Source organism: Bradyrhizobium sp. 40 (assembly GCF_023100925.1).
Classification (GTDB): Bacteria; Pseudomonadota; Alphaproteobacteria; order Rhizobiales; family Xanthobacteraceae; genus Bradyrhizobium.
Genome location: NZ_CP064688.1, coordinates 6,363,766 through 6,386,515, shown reverse-complemented (window position 1 = coordinate 6,386,515; position 22,750 = coordinate 6,363,766). Strand labels below are relative to the sequence as shown.

General features: G+C 65.2%; 23 protein-coding genes. 12 read left to right on the top strand and 11 right to left on the bottom strand.

Features of this window, described 5'->3' with window-relative positions; genetic code table 11:
- Positions 1-6: 6 nt before the first annotated feature.
- Positions 7-405, top strand: a complete 399-nt coding sequence (locus IVB40_RS30625; protein ID WP_007614988.1) for an META domain-containing protein — start codon at positions 7-9, stop codon at positions 403-405.
- A 127-nt stretch (positions 406-532) separates the two neighbouring features.
- On the opposite strand, the gene IVB40_RS30620 is transcribed toward IVB40_RS30625, so the two are convergent.
- From IVB40_RS30620 to IVB40_RS30610, 3 genes are all read right to left on the bottom strand, one after another.
- On the bottom strand, positions 533-1,744 hold the full coding sequence (locus tag IVB40_RS30620; protein WP_027565441.1) for a hypothetical protein: 1,212 nt from the start codon (positions 1,742-1,744) through the stop codon (positions 533-535).
- A gap of 201 nt (positions 1,745-1,945) precedes the next feature.
- The gene (gene groL, locus IVB40_RS30615; protein WP_027520435.1) at positions 1,946-3,577 is read right to left on the bottom strand and encodes a chaperonin GroEL; all 1,632 of its coding nucleotides are present in this window, start codon (positions 3,575-3,577) and stop codon (positions 1,946-1,948) included.
- 147 nt (positions 3,578-3,724) lie between these two features.
- On the bottom strand, positions 3,725-4,021 hold the full coding sequence (locus IVB40_RS30610; RefSeq protein ID WP_007596954.1) for a co-chaperone GroES: 297 nt from the start codon (positions 4,019-4,021) through the stop codon (positions 3,725-3,727).
- 313 nt (positions 4,022-4,334) lie between these two features.
- Here IVB40_RS30610 and IVB40_RS30605 point away from each other — a divergent pair, with 313 nt between their 5' ends.
- Entirely contained in the window at positions 4,335-4,856 is a 522-nt protein-coding gene (locus tag IVB40_RS30605) for a hypothetical protein (protein ID WP_007596953.1), read from the top strand.
- Positions 4,857-5,023: 167 nt separating this feature from the next.
- Here the strand turns inward: IVB40_RS30605 and IVB40_RS30600 are convergent, their stop codons facing one another.
- Positions 5,024-5,803, bottom strand: a complete 780-nt coding sequence (locus IVB40_RS30600) for a protein phosphatase CheZ (RefSeq protein WP_007614982.1) — start codon at positions 5,801-5,803, stop codon at positions 5,024-5,026.
- A 315-nt stretch (positions 5,804-6,118) separates the two neighbouring features.
- Here IVB40_RS30600 and IVB40_RS30595 point away from each other — a divergent pair, with 315 nt between their 5' ends.
- The gene (locus IVB40_RS30595) at positions 6,119-6,919 is read left to right on the top strand and encodes a L,D-transpeptidase (RefSeq protein WP_247357928.1); all 801 of its coding nucleotides are present in this window, start codon (positions 6,119-6,121) and stop codon (positions 6,917-6,919) included.
- 72 nt (positions 6,920-6,991) lie between these two features.
- Here the strand turns inward: IVB40_RS30595 and IVB40_RS30590 are convergent, their stop codons facing one another.
- The 5 genes from IVB40_RS30590 to IVB40_RS30570 form a co-directional block, all read right to left on the bottom strand.
- Positions 6,992-7,828, bottom strand: a complete 837-nt coding sequence (locus IVB40_RS30590; RefSeq protein ID WP_247357929.1) for a DUF2076 domain-containing protein — start codon at positions 7,826-7,828, stop codon at positions 6,992-6,994.
- A gap of 133 nt (positions 7,829-7,961) precedes the next feature.
- Positions 7,962-8,807 (bottom strand): ChbG/HpnK family deacetylase, encoded by an 846-nt coding sequence (locus IVB40_RS30585; RefSeq protein ID WP_247357930.1) that lies wholly within the window; start codon positions 8,805-8,807, stop codon positions 7,962-7,964.
- Complete coding sequence (locus IVB40_RS30580; protein WP_027565437.1) at positions 8,804-9,850, bottom strand: glycosyltransferase family 2 protein; 1,047 nt, start codon at positions 9,848-9,850, stop codon at positions 8,804-8,806. Before IVB40_RS30580 ends, IVB40_RS30585 begins: the two co-directional genes overlap by 4 nt.
- A 100-nt stretch (positions 9,851-9,950) precedes the next feature.
- Positions 9,951-10,928, bottom strand: a complete 978-nt coding sequence (gene hisG, locus IVB40_RS30575; RefSeq protein ID WP_247817212.1) for an ATP phosphoribosyltransferase — start codon at positions 10,926-10,928, stop codon at positions 9,951-9,953.
- A 3-nt stretch (positions 10,929-10,931) separates the two neighbouring features.
- Positions 10,932-12,083: an ATP phosphoribosyltransferase regulatory subunit gene (locus IVB40_RS30570; RefSeq protein WP_247817211.1), complete on the bottom strand. Its 1,152-nt coding sequence runs from the start codon at positions 12,081-12,083 to the stop codon at positions 10,932-10,934.
- Positions 12,084-12,826: 743 nt separating this feature from the next.
- On the opposite strand from IVB40_RS30570, the gene IVB40_RS30565 reads away from it, so the two are divergent.
- The gene (locus IVB40_RS30565; protein ID WP_247817210.1) at positions 12,827-13,771 is read left to right on the top strand and encodes a helix-turn-helix domain-containing protein; all 945 of its coding nucleotides are present in this window, start codon (positions 12,827-12,829) and stop codon (positions 13,769-13,771) included.
- Positions 13,772-13,780: 9 nt separating this feature from the next.
- On the opposite strand, the gene IVB40_RS30560 is transcribed toward IVB40_RS30565, so the two are convergent.
- Positions 13,781-14,533, bottom strand: coding sequence for a 16S rRNA (uracil(1498)-N(3))-methyltransferase (locus tag IVB40_RS30560; RefSeq protein ID WP_247817209.1), 753 nt, complete (start codon positions 14,531-14,533; stop codon positions 13,781-13,783).
- Between the two features lie 210 nt (positions 14,534-14,743).
- Here IVB40_RS30560 and IVB40_RS30555 point away from each other — a divergent pair, with 210 nt between their 5' ends.
- A complete protein-coding gene (locus IVB40_RS30555) occupies positions 14,744-15,403 on the top strand; it encodes a hypothetical protein (RefSeq protein ID WP_247284634.1) in 660 nt (219 codons plus the stop codon).
- Positions 15,400-16,332: a 4-hydroxybenzoate octaprenyltransferase gene (gene ubiA / locus IVB40_RS30550; protein WP_247357934.1), complete on the top strand. Its 933-nt coding sequence runs from the start codon at positions 15,400-15,402 to the stop codon at positions 16,330-16,332. The genes IVB40_RS30555 and ubiA overlap by 4 nt, the downstream gene beginning before the upstream one ends.
- On the opposite strand, the gene IVB40_RS30545 is transcribed toward ubiA, so the two are convergent.
- A complete protein-coding gene (locus tag IVB40_RS30545) occupies positions 16,329-16,847 on the bottom strand; it encodes a DUF6101 family protein (protein ID WP_247817208.1) in 519 nt (172 codons plus the stop codon). The two genes, ubiA and IVB40_RS30545, sit on opposite strands and share 4 nt — an antisense overlap.
- A gap of 264 nt (positions 16,848-17,111) precedes the next feature.
- On the opposite strand from IVB40_RS30545, the gene IVB40_RS30540 reads away from it, so the two are divergent.
- Genes IVB40_RS30540 through lpxK form a run of 6 tightly spaced genes read left to right on the top strand, consistent with a single transcriptional unit; the run spans position 17,112 to position 22,651 of the window.
- A complete protein-coding gene (locus IVB40_RS30540; RefSeq protein ID WP_027565429.1) occupies positions 17,112-18,515 on the top strand; it encodes a TldD/PmbA family protein in 1,404 nt (467 codons plus the stop codon).
- On the top strand, positions 18,502-19,320 hold the full coding sequence (locus IVB40_RS30535) for a 3'(2'),5'-bisphosphate nucleotidase CysQ (protein WP_247817207.1): 819 nt from the start codon (positions 18,502-18,504) through the stop codon (positions 19,318-19,320). The genes IVB40_RS30540 and IVB40_RS30535 overlap by 14 nt, the downstream gene beginning before the upstream one ends.
- A gap of 60 nt (positions 19,321-19,380) precedes the next feature.
- Positions 19,381-19,623 (top strand): DUF4170 domain-containing protein, encoded by a 243-nt coding sequence (locus tag IVB40_RS30530; protein WP_007596929.1) that lies wholly within the window; start codon positions 19,381-19,383, stop codon positions 19,621-19,623.
- Positions 19,620-20,333, top strand: a complete 714-nt coding sequence (locus tag IVB40_RS30525) for a lysophospholipid acyltransferase family protein (protein ID WP_027520420.1) — start codon at positions 19,620-19,622, stop codon at positions 20,331-20,333. The genes IVB40_RS30530 and IVB40_RS30525 overlap by 4 nt, the downstream gene beginning before the upstream one ends.
- Positions 20,296-21,642, top strand: a complete 1,347-nt coding sequence (locus IVB40_RS30520) for a 3-deoxy-D-manno-octulosonic acid transferase (RefSeq protein WP_247817206.1) — start codon at positions 20,296-20,298, stop codon at positions 21,640-21,642. The genes IVB40_RS30525 and IVB40_RS30520 overlap by 38 nt, the downstream gene beginning before the upstream one ends.
- On the top strand, positions 21,635-22,651 hold the full coding sequence (gene lpxK, locus IVB40_RS30515) for a tetraacyldisaccharide 4'-kinase (RefSeq protein ID WP_247817205.1): 1,017 nt from the start codon (positions 21,635-21,637) through the stop codon (positions 22,649-22,651). Before IVB40_RS30520 ends, lpxK begins: the two co-directional genes overlap by 8 nt.
- Positions 22,652-22,750: the final 99 nt, after the last annotated feature.

Here is a 22,750-nt window from a genome sequence, read left to right as displayed (position 1 = left end):
GGTTTCATGGTTTCGTTCAGGCAGACGGTGTGTGCGGCGGTTGCAATGCTCGCGATGTCCACGCTCGCGCGTGCGGAGGACGGTTTTCCGTTCGGCACCGAGATGACGCTGGAGGCGCTGCCGCAGCCGGGCTCGAAGCGGATTCCGAACATCGAGATCGGCGACAATGGCGAGGTCGTGCTGGAGCTCTGGTGCAAGGGCGGCAAGGGCCAGTTCTCGGTCGCCGGCAACACCGTGATCTTCGTCCCCGGCCAGATCCAGGACCGCTCCTGCCCGCCCGCAAGGGCCCAGGCCGACGACGATCTCGTTGCAGCGCTGGGCAGCGTCGAGACCTGGAAGCGCCAGGGCGACGTGCTGACGCTCGTCGGCCCCAAGCCGCTGCGCTTTCGGGTCAACGGAAATTAGCCACCGCTGTCATTCCCCGCGAAAGCGGGGAATCCAGTACGCCGCGGCCTATCGATTCAACCACGGCCGTCTCGGAGTACTGGATCGCCCGCCTTCGCGGGCGATGACTGACAGGGGGTGTCTGCGTCTACTTCCACACCGACTTGTCGGCGTCCCATCGCTGGCCCTTCAGCTCCTTGGCGAGCGCCTCGACCGAACCGTTGTCGTCGGGCTGATCGCCTTCCTCGTCGGCCGTCGCTTCGTCTGAGAGATTGAGCTTGGCGCCGCTGCTCTCGTCGGTGGTCGTGGTCGCTGGACTCCCGACCCAGAGCATGAGCTTGTCGGTCGTGCCCGGCTTGTCGGGCGAGACGAGACCCGCAACCTCGATCGTGTCGGTGAGCTCGAGCGCGGGAAAGTCCTGGTTCGGCCGCTTGAACACCAGCTTGAGCTTGCCGGTCGCCGGGTTGAAGCTTTGCGAGACCGGCTTTGCCGCGAGCGTCCTGCTCAGCACGCCAGCCACCGCGGCCGCGAGCTTGTCGCGGTTGATCTTGTCGCCCTCGCGCCAGTCGGCGGCGGCAATGCGGATGGTGCGGTCCATCTCGGTCATGCCCGCGGTCCAGCCCGCGGCGGTGACGCCGGGCGTCGCCTTGAATTTTGCCAGCAGCGCACCGGCGCGCTCCGGATCGACCGACATGTTGATGGTCTGCTCGCCCGCGCGCAACGCGTCGCAGCCGACGGTGAGGCTCGCCAGCGTCACCTCGACGTCCTGGCCCTTCAGGCTCTTCAGGAACTCGGTCGCGGCATCCAGCTTGACCTTGACCGCGATCGCTTCCGGCGAGACGTCGGTGAAATCCTTCGGCTGCGGCGTGATACCGTCGTCGGAGGTCTGGTTGTCGAGGAATTCCTTCTCGCTGAGATCGGAATTGTCGGGCGAGGTGACCTCGGTCACGGCCTGGCCAATGCTGATCTGGCCGCGGAATTCGAACGTGTCTCCGGCCTGTTTGCGCAGCAGCTTGACGGTGACCGGCGCCTTCGCGCCGAGGCTCTGCGTCGTACCCGTCAGGTTCTGGCCCGCGACCTGGAGATTGACGACGAAGCGGTCCTTGCGGTCGGAATTCTTCGCGACGGGATAGCAGACGTCGAGCACGGCTGCGGTGACGGTCTTGCCCTGGCGTGTCTCCTTCAGGATCACGTCGGCATTGCCATCCATCAGCCCGTCGATCGAGGTGAAATAGCGCGTCTCGACGCCGCCGGGCGCCGTGGCCTTCGGCGCCAGCTTCATCTGGGCGGATGCGACCTCAGGCGAACCTGCAAGCAGAGCCGCCAGAACGGCCGTGGAGCAAAACACAAGCGCGCGCATCGACGAAATCCCCGGGGCAATGGGGCATGATCCGGAAAGTGTGAAGTGGTTTTCCGTTGAGATCAGGCCCAAACAATTCGAATCGGGCGTCACCGTAGTGGGTTTTGGCCGCCGGTTGAATTGGAAAGCACGGGCCATGATTGCCAAAAAAGAAGGCCGCCCGGAGGCGGCCTTCGCAACACTGTGGGCTAAGGATCGGTCTTAGAAGCCGCCCATGCCGCCACCGGCCGGCATGCCGGGCGCGGCGTCCTTCTTCGGCGACTCGGCGACCATGGCCTCGGTGGTCACCAGCAGGCCGGCGATCGAGGCGGCGTCCTGGAGCGCGGTGCGCACCACCTTGGCGGGGTCGATGATGCCCTTCTCGACCATGTCGACATACTCCTCGGTCTGGGCGTCGAAGCCGAAGGTCTCGGACTTGTTCTCCAGGATCTTGCCGACGACGATCGAGCCTTCCACGCCCGCGTTCTCGGAGATCTGGCGGATCGGGGCTTCCAGCGCCTTCAGCACGATGTTGATGCCGGCCTGGACGTCGGCATTGGCGTTGGTGAGACGGCCAACCGCCTTCTTGGCGCGGAGCAGCGCGACGCCGCCGCCGGGAACGATGCCCTCCTGCACCGCGGCGCGGGTGGCGTTGAGCGCGTCCTCGACGCGGTCCTTCTTCTCCTTGACCTCGATCTCGGTGGCACCGCCGACGCGGATCACCGCGACGCCGCCTGCGAGCTTAGCGAGGCGCTCCTGGAGCTTCTCACGGTCGTAATCCGAGGTGGTTTCCTCGATCTGGGCCTTGATCTGGCCGACGCGGGCCTCGATCTCCGGCTTCTTGCCGGCGCCCTTGACGATCGTGGTGTTCTCCTTGTCGATCACCACCTTGCCCGCGCGCCCAAGCATCTTCACCGTGACGTTTTCGAGCTTCATGCCGAGGTCTTCGGAGATCAGTTGGCCACCGGTGAGGATCGCGAGGTCCTCGAGCATGGCCTTGCGGCGGTCGCCGAAGCCCGGCGCCTTGACGGCGGCGACCTTCAGGCCGCCACGGAGGCGGTTGACGACCAGGGTAGCCAGAGCCTCGCCCTCGACGTCCTCGGCGATGATGACGAGCGGCTTGCCAGACTGCACCACGGCTTCCAGCACCGGCAGCATCGCCTGCAGGCCGGACAGCTTCTTCTCGTGCAGGAGGATGTAGGCATCCTCGAGCTCGGCGGTCATCTTCTCGGGGTTGGTGACGAAGTAGGGTGACAGATAGCCGCGGTCGAACTTCATGCCCTCGACGATGTCCACCTCGGTGTCGAGCGACTTGTTCTCCTCGACGGTGATGACGCCCTCGTTGCCGACCTTCTGCATCGCCTGCGCGATCATCTTGCCGATGGCGGCATCGCCGTTGGCCGAGATGGTGCCGACCTGGGCGACCTCGGAGGAGGCGGCGACCGGCTTGGCGCGCTTCTCGATGTCCTTGACGACGGCGGCGACCGCGATGTCGATGCCGCGCTTGAGGTCCATCGGGTTCATGCCGGCGGCAACCGACTTGGCGCCTTCGCGCACGATGGACTGGGCCAGCACGGTCGCGGTGGTGGTGCCGTCGCCGGCGAGGTCGTTGGTCTTGGAGGCGACCTCACGCACCATCTGGGCGCCCATGTTCTCGAACTTGTCCTCGAGCTCGATCTCCTTGGCGACGGTGACGCCGTCCTTGGTGATGCGGGGCGCGCCGAACGACTTCTCGATGAGCACGTTGCGGCCCTTCGGGCCGAGCGTCACCTTGACGGCATTGGCGAGAATGTCGACGCCGCGCAGCATGCGATCGCGCGCGTCTCCGGAAAACTTGACGTCTTTGGCAGCCATGGTCTGCAATTCCTCTTCTTTTTTCGTGATGTGTCTTGCTTATTGGGTCGCCTCATTCCCGGGGTCCGCGATCGAACCCGGCGGAATGATGCATGCCCGGATCGAGTGACCCGGGCATGCATTCAGCGGCCGTTCAGGCGTCTGGCCTTAGGCCATCACACCCATGATGTCCGACTCCTTCATGATCAGGAGCTCATCGTTGTCGATCTTGACCTCGGTGCCCGACCACTTGCCAAACAGCACACGGTCGCCGACCTTGAGGTCGATCGGGATCAGCTTGCCGGCCTCGTCGCGGCCACCGGGGCCGACGGCGACGACTTCGCCCTGGGACGGCTTTTCCTTGGCCGTGTCCGGAATGATGATGCCGCCCTTGGTCTTTGACTCGGCGTCGATACGTTTGACCACGACACGGTCATGCAGCGGACGAAATTTGGATTTAGTCATGACGTTTCCCTTTGGAGGCTCGCTTCGGAAGGAGTGAAAGTGGGCGGGCGGCGCTGCCGTCCACCCTTCTTGAGGATCGATCGGCGCGCGTTAGCAATCCATCTTTCAGAGTGCTAATGGTCCGCCCGGGAATATGGCTTGGCCGCGATCCTGTCAAGCAAAGGTGGTTAAGCGATTGGTGAGACGGATATAGGATGGTGACATTGGAAACTTGTTCGGGGCGCCGGCGTATTAAAGGACGTCATTGCTCCGGCAGCGGTTTTGCGCTTGGCTGCGGAAGGGGTGCGGCCATGGTTTTGTCCGGGGGAATGCCATGATCAGTTCAGCTCACGCGCGCACGGTCGCCAATCTGGCGGCGGCTTCTTGCCTGGCGCTGCTGCTTGGCGCCTGCGGCGGCGGCATGAGCCTGCCGTCCTTTTCTTCCTCCTCACCGCCCCCCGAGGCCGAGCCCGGCACCGGTCCGGAAATGCCCGCCTCGATCCGCGCCGACGAGATCGTCGGGCGCTGGGGCCTCGCCTCGTTCCAGAACCCGGCCGACCGCGCCCGCACCGAGGCTGCCGCCCGGGCTCAATGCAAAAATCCTTATGTGATCACCGCCGGCTCCTCCGGCGGCGTGATCATGCATCTGGCGGACCAGGCAACACCGCAGGAGCTGCGGCTGAAGGGTTCGCCCAGCGGCAAGAACTATATCGGGCCGGCGGGTCCGACGCCCGGCGAGCAGGACCGCGAGATCGTCTCCTTCGACGGCCGCGTCCTCATCACCCGCTTCATCGACAAGGACGCTGCCACCCGCTACGGCAACATGGTCTACGTCCGCTGCGCGCCGAGGGCGTAGTCGCGGCGCCGGCCTAGCCACTCGTCATTGCGAGGAGCGAAGCGACGAAGCAACCAGGCTGCCTCCGCGGACACAGTCTGGATTGCTTCGCTTCGCTCGCAATGACGTCCAAAACAAAAAACGCCGGCTTGCGCCGGCGTTTTGTTTTTCCGTAGTGTCGCGTCCGCTCAGTCGAACAGCGCGTCGATGTCGTCCTGCGAGGCGTGGCCGACGTCGCCGGCGAGCTTCGGGCCGTTGAGAAGCTTGTCGTCATCGCTGCGGGTGTCGACCTGCGGCACGACGTGGGACTTGATCGCGTCGACGCCGCCCCAGATCTCCATCATGGAATTGATGTGCTGCTCGATGAACTTCATCGTGCTCATGACCTTGCTGATGCGCTGGCCGGTCAGGTCCTGGAAGTTGCAGGCTTCGAAAATCGAGATGACGCGTTCCTGGATATCGTCGGCCAGCCGCTTCTGCTGATCGGCCGATTGCACCTTGGCCATCGCGCTGGCCGCCTGGTCGATCGACTCGGCGGCTTCGAGGATCTGCTGGGTCGCCTGTTCGGTGCCGCCGACGACCGCGCCGAGCTCGCCATTGACCTTGGCCATTTCGCCGCCGTCGAAGCTCTTGCCGTGCAGTGTCGCGATCTCGCGCTTGGTGCGGTCGATGGCGTCGTGGATGAGGTCGAGCTCGACCTTCAGCTTCTCGCACTGCTCGATCTGCGCCCGGTAAGTATCGAGCATGGTACGGGCTTCGGAGAGCTCGTGGGCAGTGGAGGCGTCGATCGCCGCCATGGCGGCGCTGCCGGACAAGGGCGCGGTGCCCTTCGCCATCTGTGCACGGATCGCACGCAACTCGGCCATGATCTCGCTATGCATCGGCGCAGCCTCCTCAATCATTTCGGGGCTGGGCATCTCGCCGACAATAGCCTCCTCGACACGAAAACGTTTGCGGTGAATAGCCATCAAGAACTCCCCCCACCTCACTCACGCGTCTTTGTAGGCAGAAGCGATTTAACACGAAGTTCACAGCCGGAACTGTCGTCTCGGTTGTGTGCGACGGCTTGCAAACGGGCGATTAACCATGCGTGCAAGGCGTTCATCGAAAATAAACGCTGATCGCCAAATTGCACCGCTGCCGACGACGTGGTGAATCGAAATGGCGTTTCCGTTTACCAAACAAAACGGCTTTTGCTCTTTATTGACCACGTCGCGGATGCGGATCAGCGGTCAGCTCGCCACGACGCATGTGATCTAGACGAAACAGTACAGAGTACGTCGATGTTCAAGAAAATGTCTGTCGCGCTGCTTGGCAGCGCTTGCACCTTCATTGCCGGCGCCAACAGCGCCAGCGCCTTCGACAATAGCGTGCCGAACGATCCGCCCGCGGTGCTCTATCAGCCGCAAGTGCCGCCTGCGCCGGTGCGTGTCGCCTCCAATGCGAACATGGGCGGCGGCTTCATCGAGTTCATGTTCGGTGACGGGCCCGGTCGCGGTCCGGCCTACGCTCCGCAGCAGCCGATGTATCAGCAGCAGCCTGGTTATTATGACCAGCGCCGCCTGCCGCCGATGGGCGAGCCGCAGACGCAGGGCGCAGGTCTTCAGCAGGAGGCGGTCGATCCGCGGCAGCGTCAGTTCGACCCGAGATTCGAGAAACAACTCGTTGACTATAGCGGCAATGAAGGCGCCGGCACGATTGTGGTCGATACGCCGAACAAATTCCTCTATCTTGTCGAGGGCAACGGCCGGGCGATGCGCTACGGCATCGGCGTCGGCCGTCCCGGCTTCACCTGGTCCGGCGTGAAGTCGATCACGGCCAAGCGCGAATGGCCGGCCTGGACGCCGCCGGCGGAAATGATCGCGCGCCGCCCCGATCTGCCCAGGCACATGGAAGGCGGCCCGGAAAATCCGCTCGGCGCGCGCGCGATGTATCTCGGCTCGACGCTTTACCGTATCCACGGCTCCAACGAGCCCTGGACCATCGGCACCAACGTCTCCTCGGGCTGCATCCGCATGCGCAACGAGGACGTCATCGATCTCTACGGCCGCGTCAATGTCGGCACCAAGGTCATCGTGATGTAGGCGCATAGCGCTCGGAACCAAAACGGCCGCCTCATCGGCGGCCGTTCTGGTTTGGAGCAAGGATAAAAAGCGTCAGGCGTAATCGCTGCCGCCATCATCTCCGCCGCCGAAATCGCTGTCGTCGGCGAGGTCGACATTGCCGCCGTCATTGTCGTTCTGATCGTTGTAGTTCTGGTCGTCGTTCGAAGCGTGGTCGGCGAAGCCCTGCCGGGACGCATCACCGCGGTTCGCGCCGATGTCGTCGAGGCCGGCATCACGCGCGAGCGAGCCGCCGGACTGATCGCTGCCGCTCCAGGGACTTCCACCAGCGCTGCGGTCGCCCAGGGCATTGGTGTCGCCGAAGGCCTGCTGATGCGATCCGCCCATCATGCCGCGGATGCTGGAGAGCAGCAGCGAGCCGCCAACGACGCCGGCCGCGGCTGCCGCCGCCGTTCCGAGGAACGAACCGCCGCCACCGCCGACCGGCGGCGCGCCATAGCCCTGACCGGGGCCCTGACCTGGACCTTGACCGTAAGCCTGCCCGTAGGGCGGCTGGCCATAACCGGGCTGGCTTTGCTGCATCGCCTGGCCGCTGTTCCACACCGGCCGCGAGTCACGCGGCGGCACGTTCGGAACCGAGCCGCGCGACGGACCCCCGCCGAACAGCGTGTCGCGCATGGTGTCCAGGAAACCGCCGGACTGCGCCTGTTCGGGCGCCTGCGCCGCCTCCAGCTCCTGGATGCGGGCATGGGCGCGCTTCAGCGCTTCGTCCTGCAACAGCACGGTCTGCACCAGCGCATAGATCGCGCCAGGCGCCTTGCGCAGGCCGTCGGAGATCGCAGCGATCGCGTCGGGATCGCGCGGTGCATTTTCCAGTTTCGAAAGCCGGTCGAAAAGCTCGTCGACGAGCTGGCGTTCCTGCGGCGTCATGGTCAGTCTCCCTCGCGCAAAACAAGCGCGAGGAAGATGTAGGGTTCCATTGTGGCCCCAACAGTGCCGGCTGGATTAAATTTCGGTATGCGACAAGCTGCCCGGAGGGCGGCTTTCTCGCAAACTGTCGGTTTCACCCCAGCGTGACGCCGCTGTCCGTCAGCAGGCGCGCGAAAGCATCGCCGGCGAGATAGGCGTGCTCGCGTTCGCGGACATCCGTCATCGGGTCGAGCCCAGTGAGGATGTCGTCGACGAAGCCGGGATGACACATGATGAGGCCGCCATCCGGCAGGCCTTCGAGAAATTGCCGCATCAGCTCGCCGAAATCGGCCGCCTGCGTGAAATCATAGGCGCCGGCGAAGCCGGGATTGAAGCTGAGGCCCGCGCTGCCGGCACGGCGGCGGAATTGCGCGCTGAGGATATCGAGCACCATGGCTTTCGGTGAAGCCAGCCGCTGCATCAGCGGCAGGTCGCGGCCGCCTTGGCGCACCCAGGCTTTTGGCGCGACTTCGGCGACTGCGTCGATAAAGCCGTCGCGCACCTGCGGGTAGAGCTGCACATGCTGATGGCCGTCGACGAAGTCAGGCGCGCGCCCGAACCCTTCCGCGAAGGCTGCCAGCTGCGCCTTCACTTCGTTGCGAAAGAATTCGCGGTCGAGCCTTCGCGCAAGACCCGCGCGCAGCAGCTTCGGAAACGGGAGAAACATGTCGCCGTCGAGTGGGCGGAAATGCATGGTGAGCGGCCGGAACGGTGCCGACAATGTCACGTGCAATCCGATCGCGCAGCGCGGGCTCGCTTGCGCTGCCGTCTGGAGGGCTTCGATCTCGCTGCGCTCGACCGCAGGTCCCACCATCATAACCGAGGTGGCGTTGAGACGGCCGCGTTCGATCAGGTCGCGGATGGCGCGATTGACACCCGGGCTGATGCCGTAATCGTCGGCGCAGAGCCAGATCCGCCGCGGCGGCGCGGCCGCGTTCATTCGGCCGCCGTCCTCTTCGAGGCGTCGTCAGCCTTGTCGGTCTCGAAATGCTTTTCACTGTGCTCGGCGACGAAGTAGATCGGGCGCGCCTTCAGCTCGGAGAGGATCTTGCCGATATATTCGCCGACGATGCCGATCATGATGAGCTGCACGCCGCCGATCGTCATCAGGCCGATCACGAGTGAGGGATAGCCGGGCACCTGCTTGCCGGTGGTCAAGACCTCCCACAGGATCGACAGACCGAACAGGAACGCTCCGCCGGCGAGGATCACGCCGAGCAGGCTGGCGAAGCGCAACGGCGCCACCGAGAACGAGGTGACGCCTTCGATCGAAAGACCAAGAAGACGCGCGGCGCTGAAGGTTGTCACGCCATGGGTGCGCGGCGCGGGCTCGTAATCGACGCGGATCTGGCGGAAGCCGATCCAGCTCGCGAGGCCCTTAAAGAAGCGGTTGCGCTCCGGCAGCTGCCTCAGTGCTGCCACCGCGCGCGGCGACAGCAGGCGGAAGTCGCCGGCGTCTTCGGGAATCTTCTGGCGCGCGCCCCAATTGATCAGCGCATAGAAGCCCCGTCCGGCGAGCCGCCGCAGGAACGGCTCGTTGTCGCGATGCGCCTTGGCGGTATAGACGACGTCGTAGCCGTCCTCGATCCAGTGCCGCACCAGTCGCTCGACCAGCGACGGCGGATGCTGGCCGTCGCCGTCCATGAACAGCACCGCGCCGAGCCGGGCATGGTCGAGGCCGGCCATCAGCGCGGCCTCCTTGCCGAAATTGCGCGACAGCGACACCACCTGGACGTCGACCGCGTCGGCCGGCAGCGAGCGGGCGATCGACAGCGTCGCGTCCGCGCTGCCGTCGTCGACATAGACGACTTCGCAAGCCAAGCGATAGCGCTGACGCAAGGTCTTTGCGAGATCGCAGATGCGCTGGTGCAGGGCGGCGAGGCCCGCCGCTTCGTTGTAGAGCGGGACGACAATCGACAGTCCGTTCGCGGCGGTGCTTGCCGCGATGGTCGTCATGCCGGAAACGTCAGAGCCCAGCGTCATCGATCAAGGTTCCAGAGGCGTTCAAGGTCATCTCAACAGCATATGGTAGCTGCCGTTTGCTGTCGCTACGCTGAACGGAATTGCTCAACAAACTTTGGGCTCACTGCCGCAGGAACGCCTCGAGCCTGGCGAACAGCGGGTTGTCCCGGTCGAAAACATAATCCAGCGAAACCACCGAGACGGTCTCGGCGCCATGGGTGCGCAGGAAGCTCGCGAGTGCATAGAGCTGGCCCGGCGGGCAGTGCAGTGTGAGCATGCCTGACGAGGTCGGCCCGCCGAACGGGGCTTCGACGCCGAAGCGCTCGTGGGCCTCGGTGAGCATGGCCGCGTCGCACTGGCGGAAGCGGGTGCGGACTTCGCGGTATTTGTTGGCCCGCGCCCGCGCCGCGATGTGATCGAGGATGATTCGCGCGGTCTCCCGCGCCTGCGGCGACCAATCGGCGTCTCTTGAGGCGACCAGATTGGCCTGGCTGCGCAGGATCACGCCGTCGTCGAGCACCCGCAATCCGTTGGCGGCGAGGGTCGCGCCGGTCGTGGTGATGTCGACGATCAACTCGGCGCTGCCGGCGGCCGGCGCGCCTTCGGTCGCGCCCGTGCTTTCGACGATGCGGTAATCGGTGATGCCCTGGCTCTGGAAGAAGGCGCGGGTGAGGTTGACGAACTTGGTCGCGACCCGCATGCGCATGTGATGCTGCTCGCGGAAGCCGGTGGTGACGTCGTCGAGGTCGGCCATGGTGCGGACGTCGATCCACGCCTGCGGCACCGCGACGACGACGTCGGCATAGCCGAAGCCGAGGCCTTCGATCAGGGAGACGCGCTTGTCGGCGTCCGCGATGGTCTCGCGCACCAGATCCTCTCCGGTGACGCCGAGATGCGCCGAGCCGCGGGACAGTTGCGAGGCGATCTCGCTCGCCGAGAGATAGGCGACCTCGACATTGTCGAGACCTGCGAGCGTGCCGCGATAGTCGCGGGCGCCGCCCGCCTTCGACAGCTTGAGCCCGGCGCGGGCGAAGAAGGCCTCGGTGTTTTCCTGCAGGCGGCCCTTGGAGGGAACGGCCAGAACGAATGGCGCGCTCATGACTTAAGCTCCCACCTTGCGGCCGATCCGGGTCAGCGCATCCACCCAGACCGAGAAACCGACCGCGGGGATTGGCTCGGCCGATCCAAGCTGGGTCATCAGCCCGTCATAGCGGCCGCCGGCAACCAGCGGCTCGGCGCCGTTGCCGCGGTGATGCAGCTCGAATTCGAAGCCGGTGTAGTAGTCGAGCCCGCGCCCGAACGCGGTCGAAAACCGCGTCCCCTTCACATCGATGCCGCGCGCCGCCATGAAGCCGACCCGGCTTTCGAACTGGTCGATCGCAGCACTGAGGTCGAGTTTTGCATCATTGGTGAGTGCGCGCAGCTCGGCGACGGCGTCGTCGGGGTTACCCGATATCGACAGGAAACGCTTGAGCACGGCGATGGCCTCTCGCGGCAGCGCGCCGCCTTTCAGTGTCGACTGCTCGAGGAAGCGGTCGGCAATCTCGGCGGTGGTGCGGCCGCCGACATTGGTGGTGCCGGCGATCGACATCAGATCGGTGACGAAAGCGAGTGCCGCCTTGCGGTCGGAGCCGGCGAGCGCCGCGAGCACGCCCTCATATTCGCTGCGGGTCGCGGTGGTTGCGGCCGCCAGCCGCTCCAGATCCTGCTCCAGGCTGATCTTGCGGTTGAAATCCTTGACCAGGCGGCGGCGCCAGACCGGATAGAGGTCGAGCGCGTCGAGCAGCGCGTTGAACAGCGCCACGTCGCCGGTGCGGATCTCGACGTCGCGGACGCCGAACGCGGCGGTCGCCTCCAGCGCCAGCGCCAGCATCTCGGCGTCGGCTGCGGCGCGGTCCTGGCGGCCGAACGATTCGATGCCGGCCTGCAGGAATTCGCTGCTCTGGCCATTGCGGTAGCGGAACACCGGACCGAGATAGCTGAACCCGGCCGGCTGGCCGGCTCGGCCAGAGCTGAGGTAATCGCGAGCCACCGGAATCGTCAGGTCCGGGCGCAGGCAGAGCTCCTCGCCGGAAAGGTCCGTGGTCAGGTACAGGCTCTTGCGGATGTCCTCGCCGGAGAGATCCAGGAACGGTTCGGCCGGCTGCAGGATCGCGGGCTCGGCCCTGACATAGCCGGCCTGCGCGAACGACAGCAGCAGCGTATCCGCCCAGGCGGCGGAACCGGCAGCATGTGAGGTGGCAGTCGCGGTCATCTCAGGGGTCCATCGTCCCGGTGGAACCGGGCAGGGCAAGCAAGGGAGCGAATTGCCGCAGGCCTTAGCATGGCCCGAAAGCGGTTTCGACCTCCAAAGGATCAATCGCTCAACAGCGTCGGAGCGAGGCGCGGTGATCAGAGGAGGCGGCGGCCTAATCAGGTCCCGGCGCCAACTAGGGTAACATAGCACCTGTTCATCCCGCTGCAATCGACCCAGGTAGGTAGGGAGGCTCACCTCACCCCCATTCATTTCGGGCCAAGGACGTCTCCGGGGCGCTTCCACGAGGAATGGGTCGCCTGGGGCGGGAAGCTCCGGCCTCCTGGGACTCAATCCATCCGCGAGCTGCTCAGCCAGTTCGAGAATGCTCCACCGGTAGCATACTCAATTTGGGTAGGGGGACGATCCGTTCGCAGAGCCTTCGTTTACAATGCGAGTTGGTTTCCGATTCATGTGCAACGCAACCGATGGTATCCGGTCGCGCGACACACGCTGGCCTATATGCTGTTTTCGATCTGCGACATGTTCCGGCACTAAGACGAATTCGATCCACTCGACCTTCTGATCGTTCATGCCATCTCAATGCTCCGCGACTGCGGCGCGCCGGCGTCAACGGGCCGGATGATTTGCGTGGCGCTAAATCGCCGTTTCCAAGAAGAAGGCCAAGTAAGCAGCAGAACATGGATCAAAGCCGTCTAGTCCCTGCTCGCGAGGGAATGCAAAAGAGAGCGGCGGATCGCTTGATGTCGTTCCAGGATCTCAAGCCGTCCTCGGCGCTCGAGCTCAATTCGTATGACATCGATCATTTCGGCGAGACCGAGAAATACGCCGGCGCATCGAGCATGCCGTTGTCGGCCGGGGTGACAGCGATCATGCGTGCCCGGCTCACCTTGCCGACCCTGACCCTGTCGCTGTTGAAAACCTTCCCCCGGATCATTCGAGGCTATCAGTTCACCAATGCTGCCGCAGTGGCGGTACCGATGGATCACGTGACCTCTGCCCGCATCAACGGACAATCGATGGGCGGTTCTGTCCTCGTATTGAAAGGTGATTCAGATTGCCTGGTGCATGAGCCGGAGGGGCGTCTGCTGGCAGTGGTCTACTTCAGTCCATCCGGGCGGGAGCCATTGCCTGAATTGGGCGATGGATGCCATTTGCTGAATCCGGCGCCGGACGTGCTTGCCTCGCTGCGCCGTCTGATCTCGATCTCGCTTGAAACCGCAGCAAATGACCCAGACTTCTTGAACGAGCCAGCTTCGCAAAAATTTGTCGAACAGTCACTGCTCAGCACGATGGACGCGGCGATCTGGTCCAGCGTCGCAAGCGGACCTGTCTCATCCACCACCGAGCATTATCGCCGGATCGTAGCTGATATGGAGAAACTGATTCGGCGCGATCTGATGATCTGGCACAAGACGACCGAACTTGCGGAGCAGGCGGGCGTGTCGGTCCGGACTCTCCAGAGTGCGACACGGGCCATCTGCGGCATGAGCCCACATCGCTATAGCCGGGTCTTGCGCCTTTGGTCGGTGCGCAAGCAACTGCGCACCGGTCGAGCGGGCCGGAGTGTGAAGTCCTGTGCGCTTGCGCATGGTTTCTGGCATCTCAGCGAGTTCGCAGCGAGCTACAGAGAGGCTTTCGGAGAGTTGCCTTCGGAGACCCTGAACCGATCGCTACGAGGCGAATAGCAACGTGCCTTAGCCGCGTTCGCCAGCCCAGTCGCCCAGCACCGCCTGCACGAGCGCCAGCGCGGCCACTGCGGCCGTGTCGGCCCGCATGATCCGGGGTCCCAGCGCCAGCCGCAGGATTTTCGGCTGCCGCAGCAGCAGCGCCCGCTCTTCCTCGGCAAAGCCGCCTTCGGGGCCGATCAGCACGTCGATTCCCTCCGCCGCGCCTGCGCCTTGCAGGCTCTGAATGGGGTTTTCGAGCTCCGCCGCCTCGTCGCAGAAGATCAGCAGGCGGCCCGCGGCGCGCTGGCTGAGGAAGCGCTCCAGCGGCATCGGCTCGGCAACAGTGGCGATGCTGAGAATGCCGCATTGCTCGGCCGCCTCGACGACATTGGCGCGCATCCGCTCGGTGTTGACGCGGGAAGCCTGGGTGAACCGGGTCAGCACCGGCTGAAGCGAGGCCGCCCCCATCTCGATGGCCTTCTGCACCATGTAGTCGAGCCGGGCATGCTTGAGCGGGGCGAAGACGTAGGCGAGGTCGGGCAGCCGGTCCTGCGGCCGGGTCTGCTGGAGGATGACGAGGCCATCCGGCCGCTTGCGGCCTTCGATGGCGGCCTGCCACTCGCCGTCGCGGCCGTTGAACGCCAAGACCTCGGCCCCGGCGGCAAGCCGCAGCACATTGCCGAGATAATTGCTCTGGTCGCGGTCGAGCTCGATCCTGCCGTCCTGGGCGAGGGGGGCATCGACGAACAGGCGAGGGCCGCGGAAATCGTGGGAGGGCATGGTTCAAAGGTCCGATTTGGCGCCGTTCTTAGCCGAAAGCAGTACTTTCGGGGTAAATTTTGCCAAAATGGTGCGTCGGCGCGCCGCGCTCCTGCCCTATTCAACGGGTTGTTAAGGGCCGGCGGGAATCGTAAAATCGCGAGCACGCTGGTTGCGCTTCAATTGGGAAGACGCCGAACCCCGCAAGCTCCTGCCGGAGAAACTGCCTTGATGATCCGTCATTTGATGGTTCCGATCACTGCCGCCATGGTCACGATGGGCGCCGTTTGTGCCTATGCGCAGGGTTTCCCCGCGCCGCTGCCGGGCCAGGCCCCAACCAGTTCCGCGTTTCCGCCCGTGAACGGGTCGGCGCCCGTCGCCTCCGTCGGCGGCGCGCCGCAATCGTCCTTCCCCGTGAACGGCGCCGCGCCCGTCGGTGGCGCCGGCGCCTTCAGCGCGGCCCCGCCGACGCAAGCCGGTCCCGGCGAGGACTGCATGAAGGCCTTCATGCCTCTGCGCGAGGATGCCGAAAAGCGCGGCAAGCTGATCAAGGCCGCGAGCGACCGTCACGCCCCGCCTGACGAGGCCTGCAAGCTGATCCGCAACTTCAGCCAGGCCGAGACCAAGATGATCAAGTACATCGAGGCCAACGCCTCGAAGTGCGGGATTCCGGCGCAGGTCGGCGCGCAGATGAAGGACGGCCACAAGAACACCGAGGCCATGGCGGCGAAGGTCTGCAATGTTGCGCAGCAGATGCAGAACCAGCCGCGCGGTCCGGCCGGTCCGTCGCTGAGCGAAGTGCTGGGTTCGGCCTCGGCGCCCGAGGCCAATGCGGGCAAGAAGGGCGGCAGCACCTTCGACACACTCAACGGCAACGTCCTGACCCGATGAGCGACACATCCGCCCGCGTTGCCGATTCCACCGGCAACTGGGTCGATACGCGCGCACCGCAATGGGCGCGGCCTTATCTGCGCTTGTCCCGCTTCGATCGTCCGATCGGCTCCTGGCTCCTCTTGATGCCGTGCTGGTGGTCGGCGGCGCTCGCCGCCGGCATGGCGCATGACGTCCGCGGCCTGCCGCTCACCATCGTCCTGTTCTTCATCGGCGCCTTCGTGATGCGGGGGGCAGGCTGTACCTGGAACGACATCACCGACCGTGACCTCGACGACAAGGTCGAGCGCACCCGCTCGCGGCCGCTGCCGTCGGGCCAGGTGAGCGCGAAGCAGGCGCTGGCCTTCATGGTCGCGCAGGCGCTGATCGGGCTCGTGGTGTTGCTGCAGTTCAACCGCTTCGCGATCCTGACCGGCATCGCCTCATTGCTGATCGTCGCGATCTACCCGTTCATGAAGCGCATCACCTGGTGGCCGCAGATCGTGCTTGGGCTCGCGTTCTCCTGGGGCGCCTTGATGGGATTTGCCGTCACCTTCGGGCGCATCGACGTCACCGCGCTCGTGCTCTATGCCGGCGCGATTTCCTGGGTGATCGGCTATGACACGATCTATGCGCATCAGGACGCCGAGGACGATGCGCTGATCGGCATCAAGTCCACCGCGCGCCTGTTCGGTGCGCATACGCACCAGGCGCTGATCCTGTTCTACGGCCTGGCCGTGCTGCTGATCGGCGTGGCGCTGGCGTCGGGCGATGCGCGCTGGCCGGCCTGGCTCGGTCTTGGAGCCTTCGCCGTGCATCTGGCCTCGCAGATCGCGCGGCTGAATATCAGCGACGGCGAACTCTGCAAGCGCCTGTTCTATTCGAACCGCGATGCGGGGCTGTTGTTGTTTGCGGGGTTATTGGCCGACGCGGTGATGCGGGCGGCTTAACTCCGCGCGATGATCTCGCGCTCATCGCGATGCACCGACAATTCCCGTGCGACACCGGTGCGGCGGCGCATCAGAAATTTTGGACGGCGGTCGCAGATCGCGTTGGCGCGGCGGCGGCGTGGCGCGGGTTTGCGTGCGCCTTCGTCGAGCTGCGGAAGCGCAAACAGCTCGCTCCAGATCGCCCAGGCCTCAACGAGTTCGTCGCCATCGGCGCTGACCAGCAGCGGAATGGAGAGCGAGGGATCGCGATGCACCAGGACGAGGCTCTGGGCCTCGTCGTTGCCGCGCAGCGCGACGCCGATGAAGTCGCTGACGCGGACGTTGATCGCCATCTGCATGCCGCGGACTGCACGGCGCAGCACGACACGTTCGCGATGAAGCTCGATCTGCCGGACATAACCGTCGGCGCGCGGATCATGCGCATCGAAGCGGACCGGAAGGGAAAGGGGGTCGAGCCGCAGGGAGCGGCTCGACCCGGCGGGAGCGATCCCGCTTGTTGCTGTTTGACGCCTCACGGCTTTCGTTCTCCCCGCCGGGATTATGTTCCCGGTCGATGTGAGGACCTTAGCGCGAGCCTTTCCGAAACCGCTTAAAAAGGCTGGTTAATCCAACCTCACCGCCGCTCATGATTGACAAGACCTTGGCACGCATGATTGACGAGACGTTGCGCGCAAGCTGCGAATCTGAGCTTTTGGTGGGCTGAAAATGCTTGAAGTCCGCGCGATCAGGGCACATCTGTGGGTTCCGGTCCCGCAGCCCGCCCCAACAGGATTTCGTTTGTGAACCCTTCACCAAGCTCGACGCTTTCGCCCAAGGATTCGTCCACAGCCGGTCGCGACCTGTTCGATCAGTCTGCGCTCTCCGATCTCGCGCAGCGGCTGGTGGAGGCTGCCCGGCGCGCCGGCGCGGATGCGGCCGATGCGGTCGCCGTGCGCGGCGTCTCGCAAGGCGTCGAGGTCCGCGACGGCCGGGTCGAGGAATCTGAACGTTCCGAGGGTGACGATGTCGGCTTGCGCGTGCTGGTCGGCCGGCGCCAGGCGGTGGTCTCGACAAACGACGCCAGCGGCGATGCGGTGACCAAGCTTGCCGAGCGAGCGGTTGCGATGGCGCGTGTTGCACCCGACGACAAATATGTCGGCCTTGCCGATCCCGCACTGCTCGCGCGCGACTTCCCCGATCTCGATCTGCTCGACCCCGACGTGCCCGCGACCTCGGAACTCGAGCGCCGCGCGCTCGAAGCCGAGGCTGCGGCGCTCGGTGTGAAGGGCGTGACCAAATCCGGCGGCGCCTCGGCCTCCGCCGGCATGGGCGGCATGGTGCTCGTCACCAGCACCGGCTTCCATGGCTCTTATCTGCGTTCCAGCCAGGGCATCTCCGCCACCGCCATTGTCGGCGACGGCACCGGCATGGAGCGCGACTACGATTTCACCTCGGCGCCGCATGGTGCCGATCTGCTTTCGCCGGAGATCGTCGGCCGTTCCGCGGGCGAGCGCACCGTGGCGCGCGCCAATCCGCGCAAGGTCGAGACCTGCAAGGTGCCTGTGGTGTTCGATCCGCGCGTCGCGGGCTCGCTGGTCGGTCATGTCGTCGGCGCCATCAATGGTGCTTCGATCGCGCGCAAGACCAGCTTCCTGAAGGACAAGCTCGGCCAGCAGCTGTTCGCCAAGAACATCCGCATCATCGACGATCCCCTGCGCAAACGCGGCCTGCGCTCGCAGACGTTCGATGCCGAAGGCGTCGCCGTGAAGAAGATCGCGCTGATCGACGAAGGCGTGCTGACGACCTGGCTGCTCGATTGCGCCACCGCGCGTGAGCTCGGTCTCACCACCACCGGCCACGCCCATCGCGGCGTCTCCTCCTCGCCGTCGCCGGGGCCGTATAATCTGCACCTTGAACCCGGCACGCCGACGCCGGCCGAGCTGATCTCCGACATCAAGCAGGGTTTCTACGTCACCGATTTGATCGGCTCGGGCGTCAACGGCGTCACCGGCGATTACAGTCGCGGCGCCTCCGGCTTCTGGATCGAGAACGGCGAACTCACTTATCCCGTGAGCGAGGTGACGATCGCCGGCCATCTATTCGAGATCTTCAAGTCGATGCAGCCGGCGAACAATCTCGAGTTCCGCTACGGCGTCAATGCGCCGACGGTGCGCATCGAGGGTTTGACGCTTGGCGGACGTTGACGCGAACGCAACAGGCGAAGCCATCCTGACGCGCGACGCGGCGCTGCTGCAAGAGACGGTGCGGGAGGCGGGCGCACTCGCGCAGTCGATGTTCCGCACCGAGCTGAAGAAGTGGACCAAGGGCGCGTCCTCGCCGGTCTCGGAAGCCGACATTGCCGTCAACGATCTCCTGGAAGCTCGCCTGCGCGCGGCGACGCCCGACTATGGCTGGCTGTCGGAGGAGAGCGCCGACGACGAGGTGCGGCTGTCGCGGCGACTGACCTGGATCGTCGATCCCATCGACGGCACCCGCAACTACCTCAATGGCCATGACGAATGGTGCGTCAGCGTCGCGCTGGTCGAGGATGCCTCGCCGGTGCTGGCTGCGGTGTTCGCACCGACGAGCGATGAGTTCTTCTTCGCCGCCCGCGGCGGGGGCACGACCCTCAATGAGGTGCCGGTGCGGGCGACGGCGGGATCCGAGCTCGACTTCTCGCGGGTCGCGGGTCCGAAGCCCCTTGTTGAGCGCCTGAAGCCGTCACTGGGCGAGATCAAGCTGCATCCGCGAATCGGTTCGCTCGCGCTGCGGCTGTGCCGGGTCTCCCACGGCGCGCTGGATGCGGCTTTTGCCGGCGGCAACAGTCATGATTGGGACCTTGCGGCGGCGGATTTGATCGTGCAGGAAGCCGATGGTAGGATGAGTGATCTCTCCGGAGATCCCATCCTCTATAACCGCCGGCAAGTCACGCATGGGGTGCTGGTGGCAGCGGGTCGCGATCGTCATGCGAACATTGTCTCGCATTTTCGAAACCGCCCCTTGCCGTGAAGCGCTTTCTCGTGCTTGTCGAACACTGCTTTGCCGGGCAGCCCGTTAGGAACAGAACCGATGCCAGATAGTGCCCCGCAACAACTGCTCCACCTCGTCGTCGGCGGCGAGCTCGTCGATCTCGAGCACAACACCTTCAAGAACCTCGACGACGTCGAGATCGTCGGCCTCTATCCGAACTATGCGACCGCCCACGCCGCCTGGCGCGCCAAGGCGCAGAGCACGGTCGACAACGCGCAGATGCGCTATTTCATCGTCCATCTCCACCGGCTGCTCGACCCGAATCAAGAACCGGCGCGTTGAAAAAGCTGCTTCGCAATACGCTGAGGAGCAGCTTCGTCCAGCGTGCCGTCGGAATCCTGGCGGCCGAATATCTGCGTCTGGTCTGGCGGACGAACAAATTCACGTTCGATCCGCCTGACGTCTATGACCGCGTCGAACCGCAGATCCCGGCGATCTTCGCGTTTTGGCACGGCCAGCATTTCCTCACCCCCTTCATCAAGAACAAGGACTGGTACAAGGCCAGGGTCCTGATCTCCCGTCACCGCGACGGCGAGTTCAACGCGATTGCCGCCGAGCGGCTCGGCATCGGCACCATCCGCGGGTCCGGCGACCATGGCGGCGCGTTTCACCGCAAAGGCGGGGTCGGTGCCTTCAAGGAAATGGTGCGGACGCTCCAGGACGGTTGTAATGTCGCGCTGACCGCCGACGTCCCCAAGCGCTCGCGCGTGGCCGGGCTCGGCATCATCATGCTCGCACGGGAATCGGGGCGGCCGATCATGCCTTTTGCGATGGCGACCAGCCGCTTCGTCCGGCTCAAGAACTGGGACCGCACCACCATCAACCTGCCGTTCGGGCGGGGCGCGTTGGTCGGCATCAAGGAAATCCACGTTCCGCCGGATGCGAACGCCGCCACCATGGAAGCGCTGCGGCTCGAGCTGGAGGAGACCTTGAACGAGGCGACCCGCCGCGCCTATGCGCAACTCGGCCGGCCGGGACCTGCAGATGCCTAAATCGCTGCCCGGCTCGCTGCCGTTGACGCTGCGGATGTACCGGCGCCTGGCGCGCGGCCTGGTGCCGCTCGCGCCTGTGCTGATCAAGCGGCGCCTGAAGCAGGGCAAGGAAGATCCCGCGCGCGTCGGCGAACGGCGGGGCCTGTCCCGGGACGTACGGCCGCACGGTCCGCTGGTCTGGATTCACGGCGCCAGCGTCGGCGAGGTCCTCGCCGCGGCGGCCCTGATCGAGCGCTTGCGCGATCTGAACCTGCGCATTCTGCTCACCTCCGGCACGGTCACGTCGGCTGCCATTGTCGCAAAGCGCTTTCCGCCCGACGTCATCCATCAATACGTGCCGTATGATTCCCCGCGTTATGTCGCGCGCTTCCTCGACCATTGGAAGCCGTCGCTGGCGCTGTTCATCGAATCCGATCTGTGGCCGAACCTGATCCTGGCCGGCGCCGCGCGTCGCGTGCCGATGGTGCTGATCAACGGGCGGATGTCGCCGCGCTCGTTCCCGCGCTGGCGCCGCATGCAGGGCACCATCTCGGCGCTGCTGTCGCGGTTCGACATTTGTCTGTCGCAGTCCAAGACCGATGCCGAGCGCTTCTCGGCGCTCGGCGGCCGCGACGTCGTCACCACGGGCAATCTCAAGCTCGACGTTCCCGCGCCGCCGGCCGATCCCGCCAAGCTCGAACGGCTGCTGGCGATGACGCGCGGGCGTCCGATCATCGTGGCGGCCTCGACCCATCCGGGCGAGGAGGAGATGCTGGTGGCGGCGCATCGCAGCCTCAGCGGTTTCTTCCCGCAGCTCCTGAGCGTGATCGTGCCGCGCCATCCGGATCGCGGCTCCTCGATCACGGGCCTGATCACGGCGTCCGGCCTGAAGCCGGCCCTGCGCTCGCGCGACGAGCTGCCGACGGCGGCCACCGACGTTTATATCGCCGACACCATGGGCGAGCTCGGCCTGTTCTATCGCCTCTCGGACATCGTGTTCATGGGGGGATCGCTGATCCACCATGGCGGCCAGAATCCGATCGAAGCGATCAAGCTCGGCGCGGCCATCGTCCATGGTCCGCACGTCTTCAATTTTGCCGATGTCTACGAGGCGCTCGATCACAGCGGCGGCGCGCGCCAGGCCGACACGCAGGAGCTGCTGATCAAGCAACTCGGCCAGCTGCTCGCCGATCCTGCCTTGCGCCAGAAGATCCAGCAGTCGGGCGCCGGCGTGGTCGAGGATCTCGGCGGCGCACTCAACCGCACCATGACCGCGCTCGAGCCTTATCTTCTGCAGTTGCGGATCGAGATGGGGGCCGCCAATGCGTGAGCCGGCCTTCTGGTACCGGCCACGTTCCCTCGAATCGTACGCATTGGGGCCGCTGGGTGCGCTCTATGGCGCGATCACCGAACGGCGGATGCTGCGCGAGGGCGTCGACGCCGGCATCCCCGTGATCTGCGTCGGCAACTACCATGTCGGCGGCGCCGGCAAGACGCCGACCGTGCTGGCGCTGACGAAGCTCCTGCGCGAGCTCGGCGAGACGCCGGTGGTGCTCAGTCGCGGCTATGGCGGCAGCCTCAAGGGTCCGGTGATGGTCGACCGGATGCGTCACACCGCATCCGACATCGGCGACGAGCCGCTGATGATGGCGCGCGACGTCCCTGTTGCAGTTGCGCGCGACCGCCTCGACGGCGTCGTGCTGGCGAAGTCGCAAGGCGCCACCGTGATCCTGATGGATGACGGTTTCCAGAACCCGCGTCTGTTGAAGGACACCTCGCTGATCGTGATCGACAGCGAGCGCGGCCTCGGCAACGGCAAAGTGTTTCCGGCCGGTCCCCTGCGTGCGCCGCTGAAGGCGCAGCTCGCGCGCACCGACGCGCTGGTCGTGATCGGCGGCGGCCGCGCCGCCGACGATGTCGCCGCCGAGCTTGCCAGGCGCAACAAGCCGGAGCTGCGCGCGCGGCTGAAACCCGACGCCGGATCGATCGCAAGACTGTTGGGCAAGCCGGTGTTCGCGTTCGCCGGCATCGGCGATCCCGAACGGTTTTTTCGCACGTTGCGCGCCAGCGGCATCGAGGTCGCGGCTACGCGGGCCTTCGCCGATCATCACATGTTTTCGAACGACGAGATCGCGGCCCTCGCTGCGGAAGCGCGGCGCGAGCAGCTGACGCTGGTGACGACGGAAAAGGATCTCGCCCGTCTGCACGGCCGCGAAGGCGTGCCGGATGGCATCGTGCCGTTCGCCGTCCAGCTCGAGTTCGACGACCCGGCTGCGCTCCGGCAATTGATCAGCGATCATCTCTACAAGGCGCGCGAGCGGCGCTTTTCAAGGCGCTGAAACCCACTGTCGTCCTGTCAGGGCGACGAGGACATTCAGGCGCCATTCATCGCAAGCTCCTATCTTTTCAGACGATCAGGAGAATTCGATGAAGTTGCT

Bases quoted from the DNA above. Each gene is read 5' to 3' on its own strand.
- IVB40_RS30610 (WP_007596954.1), bottom strand. From the start codon at position 4,021: ATGACTAAATCCAAATTTCGTCCGCTGCATGACCGTGTCGTGGTCAAA.
- IVB40_RS30520 (WP_247817206.1), top strand. From the start codon at position 20,296: ATGCGCAACTCGGCCGGCCGGGACCTGCAGATGCCTAAATCGCTGCCC.
- ubiA (WP_247357934.1), top strand. From the start codon at position 15,400: ATGAGCGACACATCCGCCCGCGTTGCCGATTCCACCGGCAACTGGGTC.
- IVB40_RS30620 (WP_027565441.1), bottom strand. From the start codon at position 1,744: ATGCGCGCGCTTGTGTTTTGCTCCACGGCCGTTCTGGCGGCTCTGCTT.
- IVB40_RS30595 (WP_247357928.1), top strand. From the start codon at position 6,119: ATGTTCAAGAAAATGTCTGTCGCGCTGCTTGGCAGCGCTTGCACCTTC.
- lpxK (WP_247817205.1), top strand. From the start codon at position 21,635: ATGCGTGAGCCGGCCTTCTGGTACCGGCCACGTTCCCTCGAATCGTAC.
- IVB40_RS30580 (WP_027565437.1), bottom strand. From the start codon at position 9,850: ATGACGCTGGGCTCTGACGTTTCCGGCATGACGACCATCGCGGCAAGC.
- IVB40_RS30570 (WP_247817211.1), bottom strand. From the start codon at position 12,083: ATGACCGCGACTGCCACCTCACATGCTGCCGGTTCCGCCGCCTGGGCG.
- IVB40_RS30600 (WP_007614982.1), bottom strand. From the start codon at position 5,803: ATGGCTATTCACCGCAAACGTTTTCGTGTCGAGGAGGCTATTGTCGGC.
- IVB40_RS30555 (WP_247284634.1), top strand. From the start codon at position 14,744: ATGATCCGTCATTTGATGGTTCCGATCACTGCCGCCATGGTCACGATG.
- IVB40_RS30565 (WP_247817210.1), top strand. From the start codon at position 12,827: ATGTCGTTCCAGGATCTCAAGCCGTCCTCGGCGCTCGAGCTCAATTCG.
- groL (WP_027520435.1), bottom strand. From the start codon at position 3,577: ATGGCTGCCAAAGACGTCAAGTTTTCCGGAGACGCGCGCGATCGCATG.
- hisG (WP_247817212.1), bottom strand. From the start codon at position 10,928: ATGAGCGCGCCATTCGTTCTGGCCGTTCCCTCCAAGGGCCGCCTGCAG.
- IVB40_RS30625 (WP_007614988.1), top strand. From the start codon at position 7: ATGGTTTCGTTCAGGCAGACGGTGTGTGCGGCGGTTGCAATGCTCGCG.
- IVB40_RS30560 (WP_247817209.1), bottom strand. From the start codon at position 14,533: ATGCCCTCCCACGATTTCCGCGGCCCTCGCCTGTTCGTCGATGCCCCC.
- IVB40_RS30530 (WP_007596929.1), top strand. From the start codon at position 19,381: ATGCCAGATAGTGCCCCGCAACAACTGCTCCACCTCGTCGTCGGCGGC.
- IVB40_RS30605 (WP_007596953.1), top strand. From the start codon at position 4,335: ATGATCAGTTCAGCTCACGCGCGCACGGTCGCCAATCTGGCGGCGGCT.
- IVB40_RS30585 (WP_247357930.1), bottom strand. From the start codon at position 8,807: ATGAACGCGGCCGCGCCGCCGCGGCGGATCTGGCTCTGCGCCGACGAT.
- IVB40_RS30590 (WP_247357929.1), bottom strand. From the start codon at position 7,828: ATGACGCCGCAGGAACGCCAGCTCGTCGACGAGCTTTTCGACCGGCTT.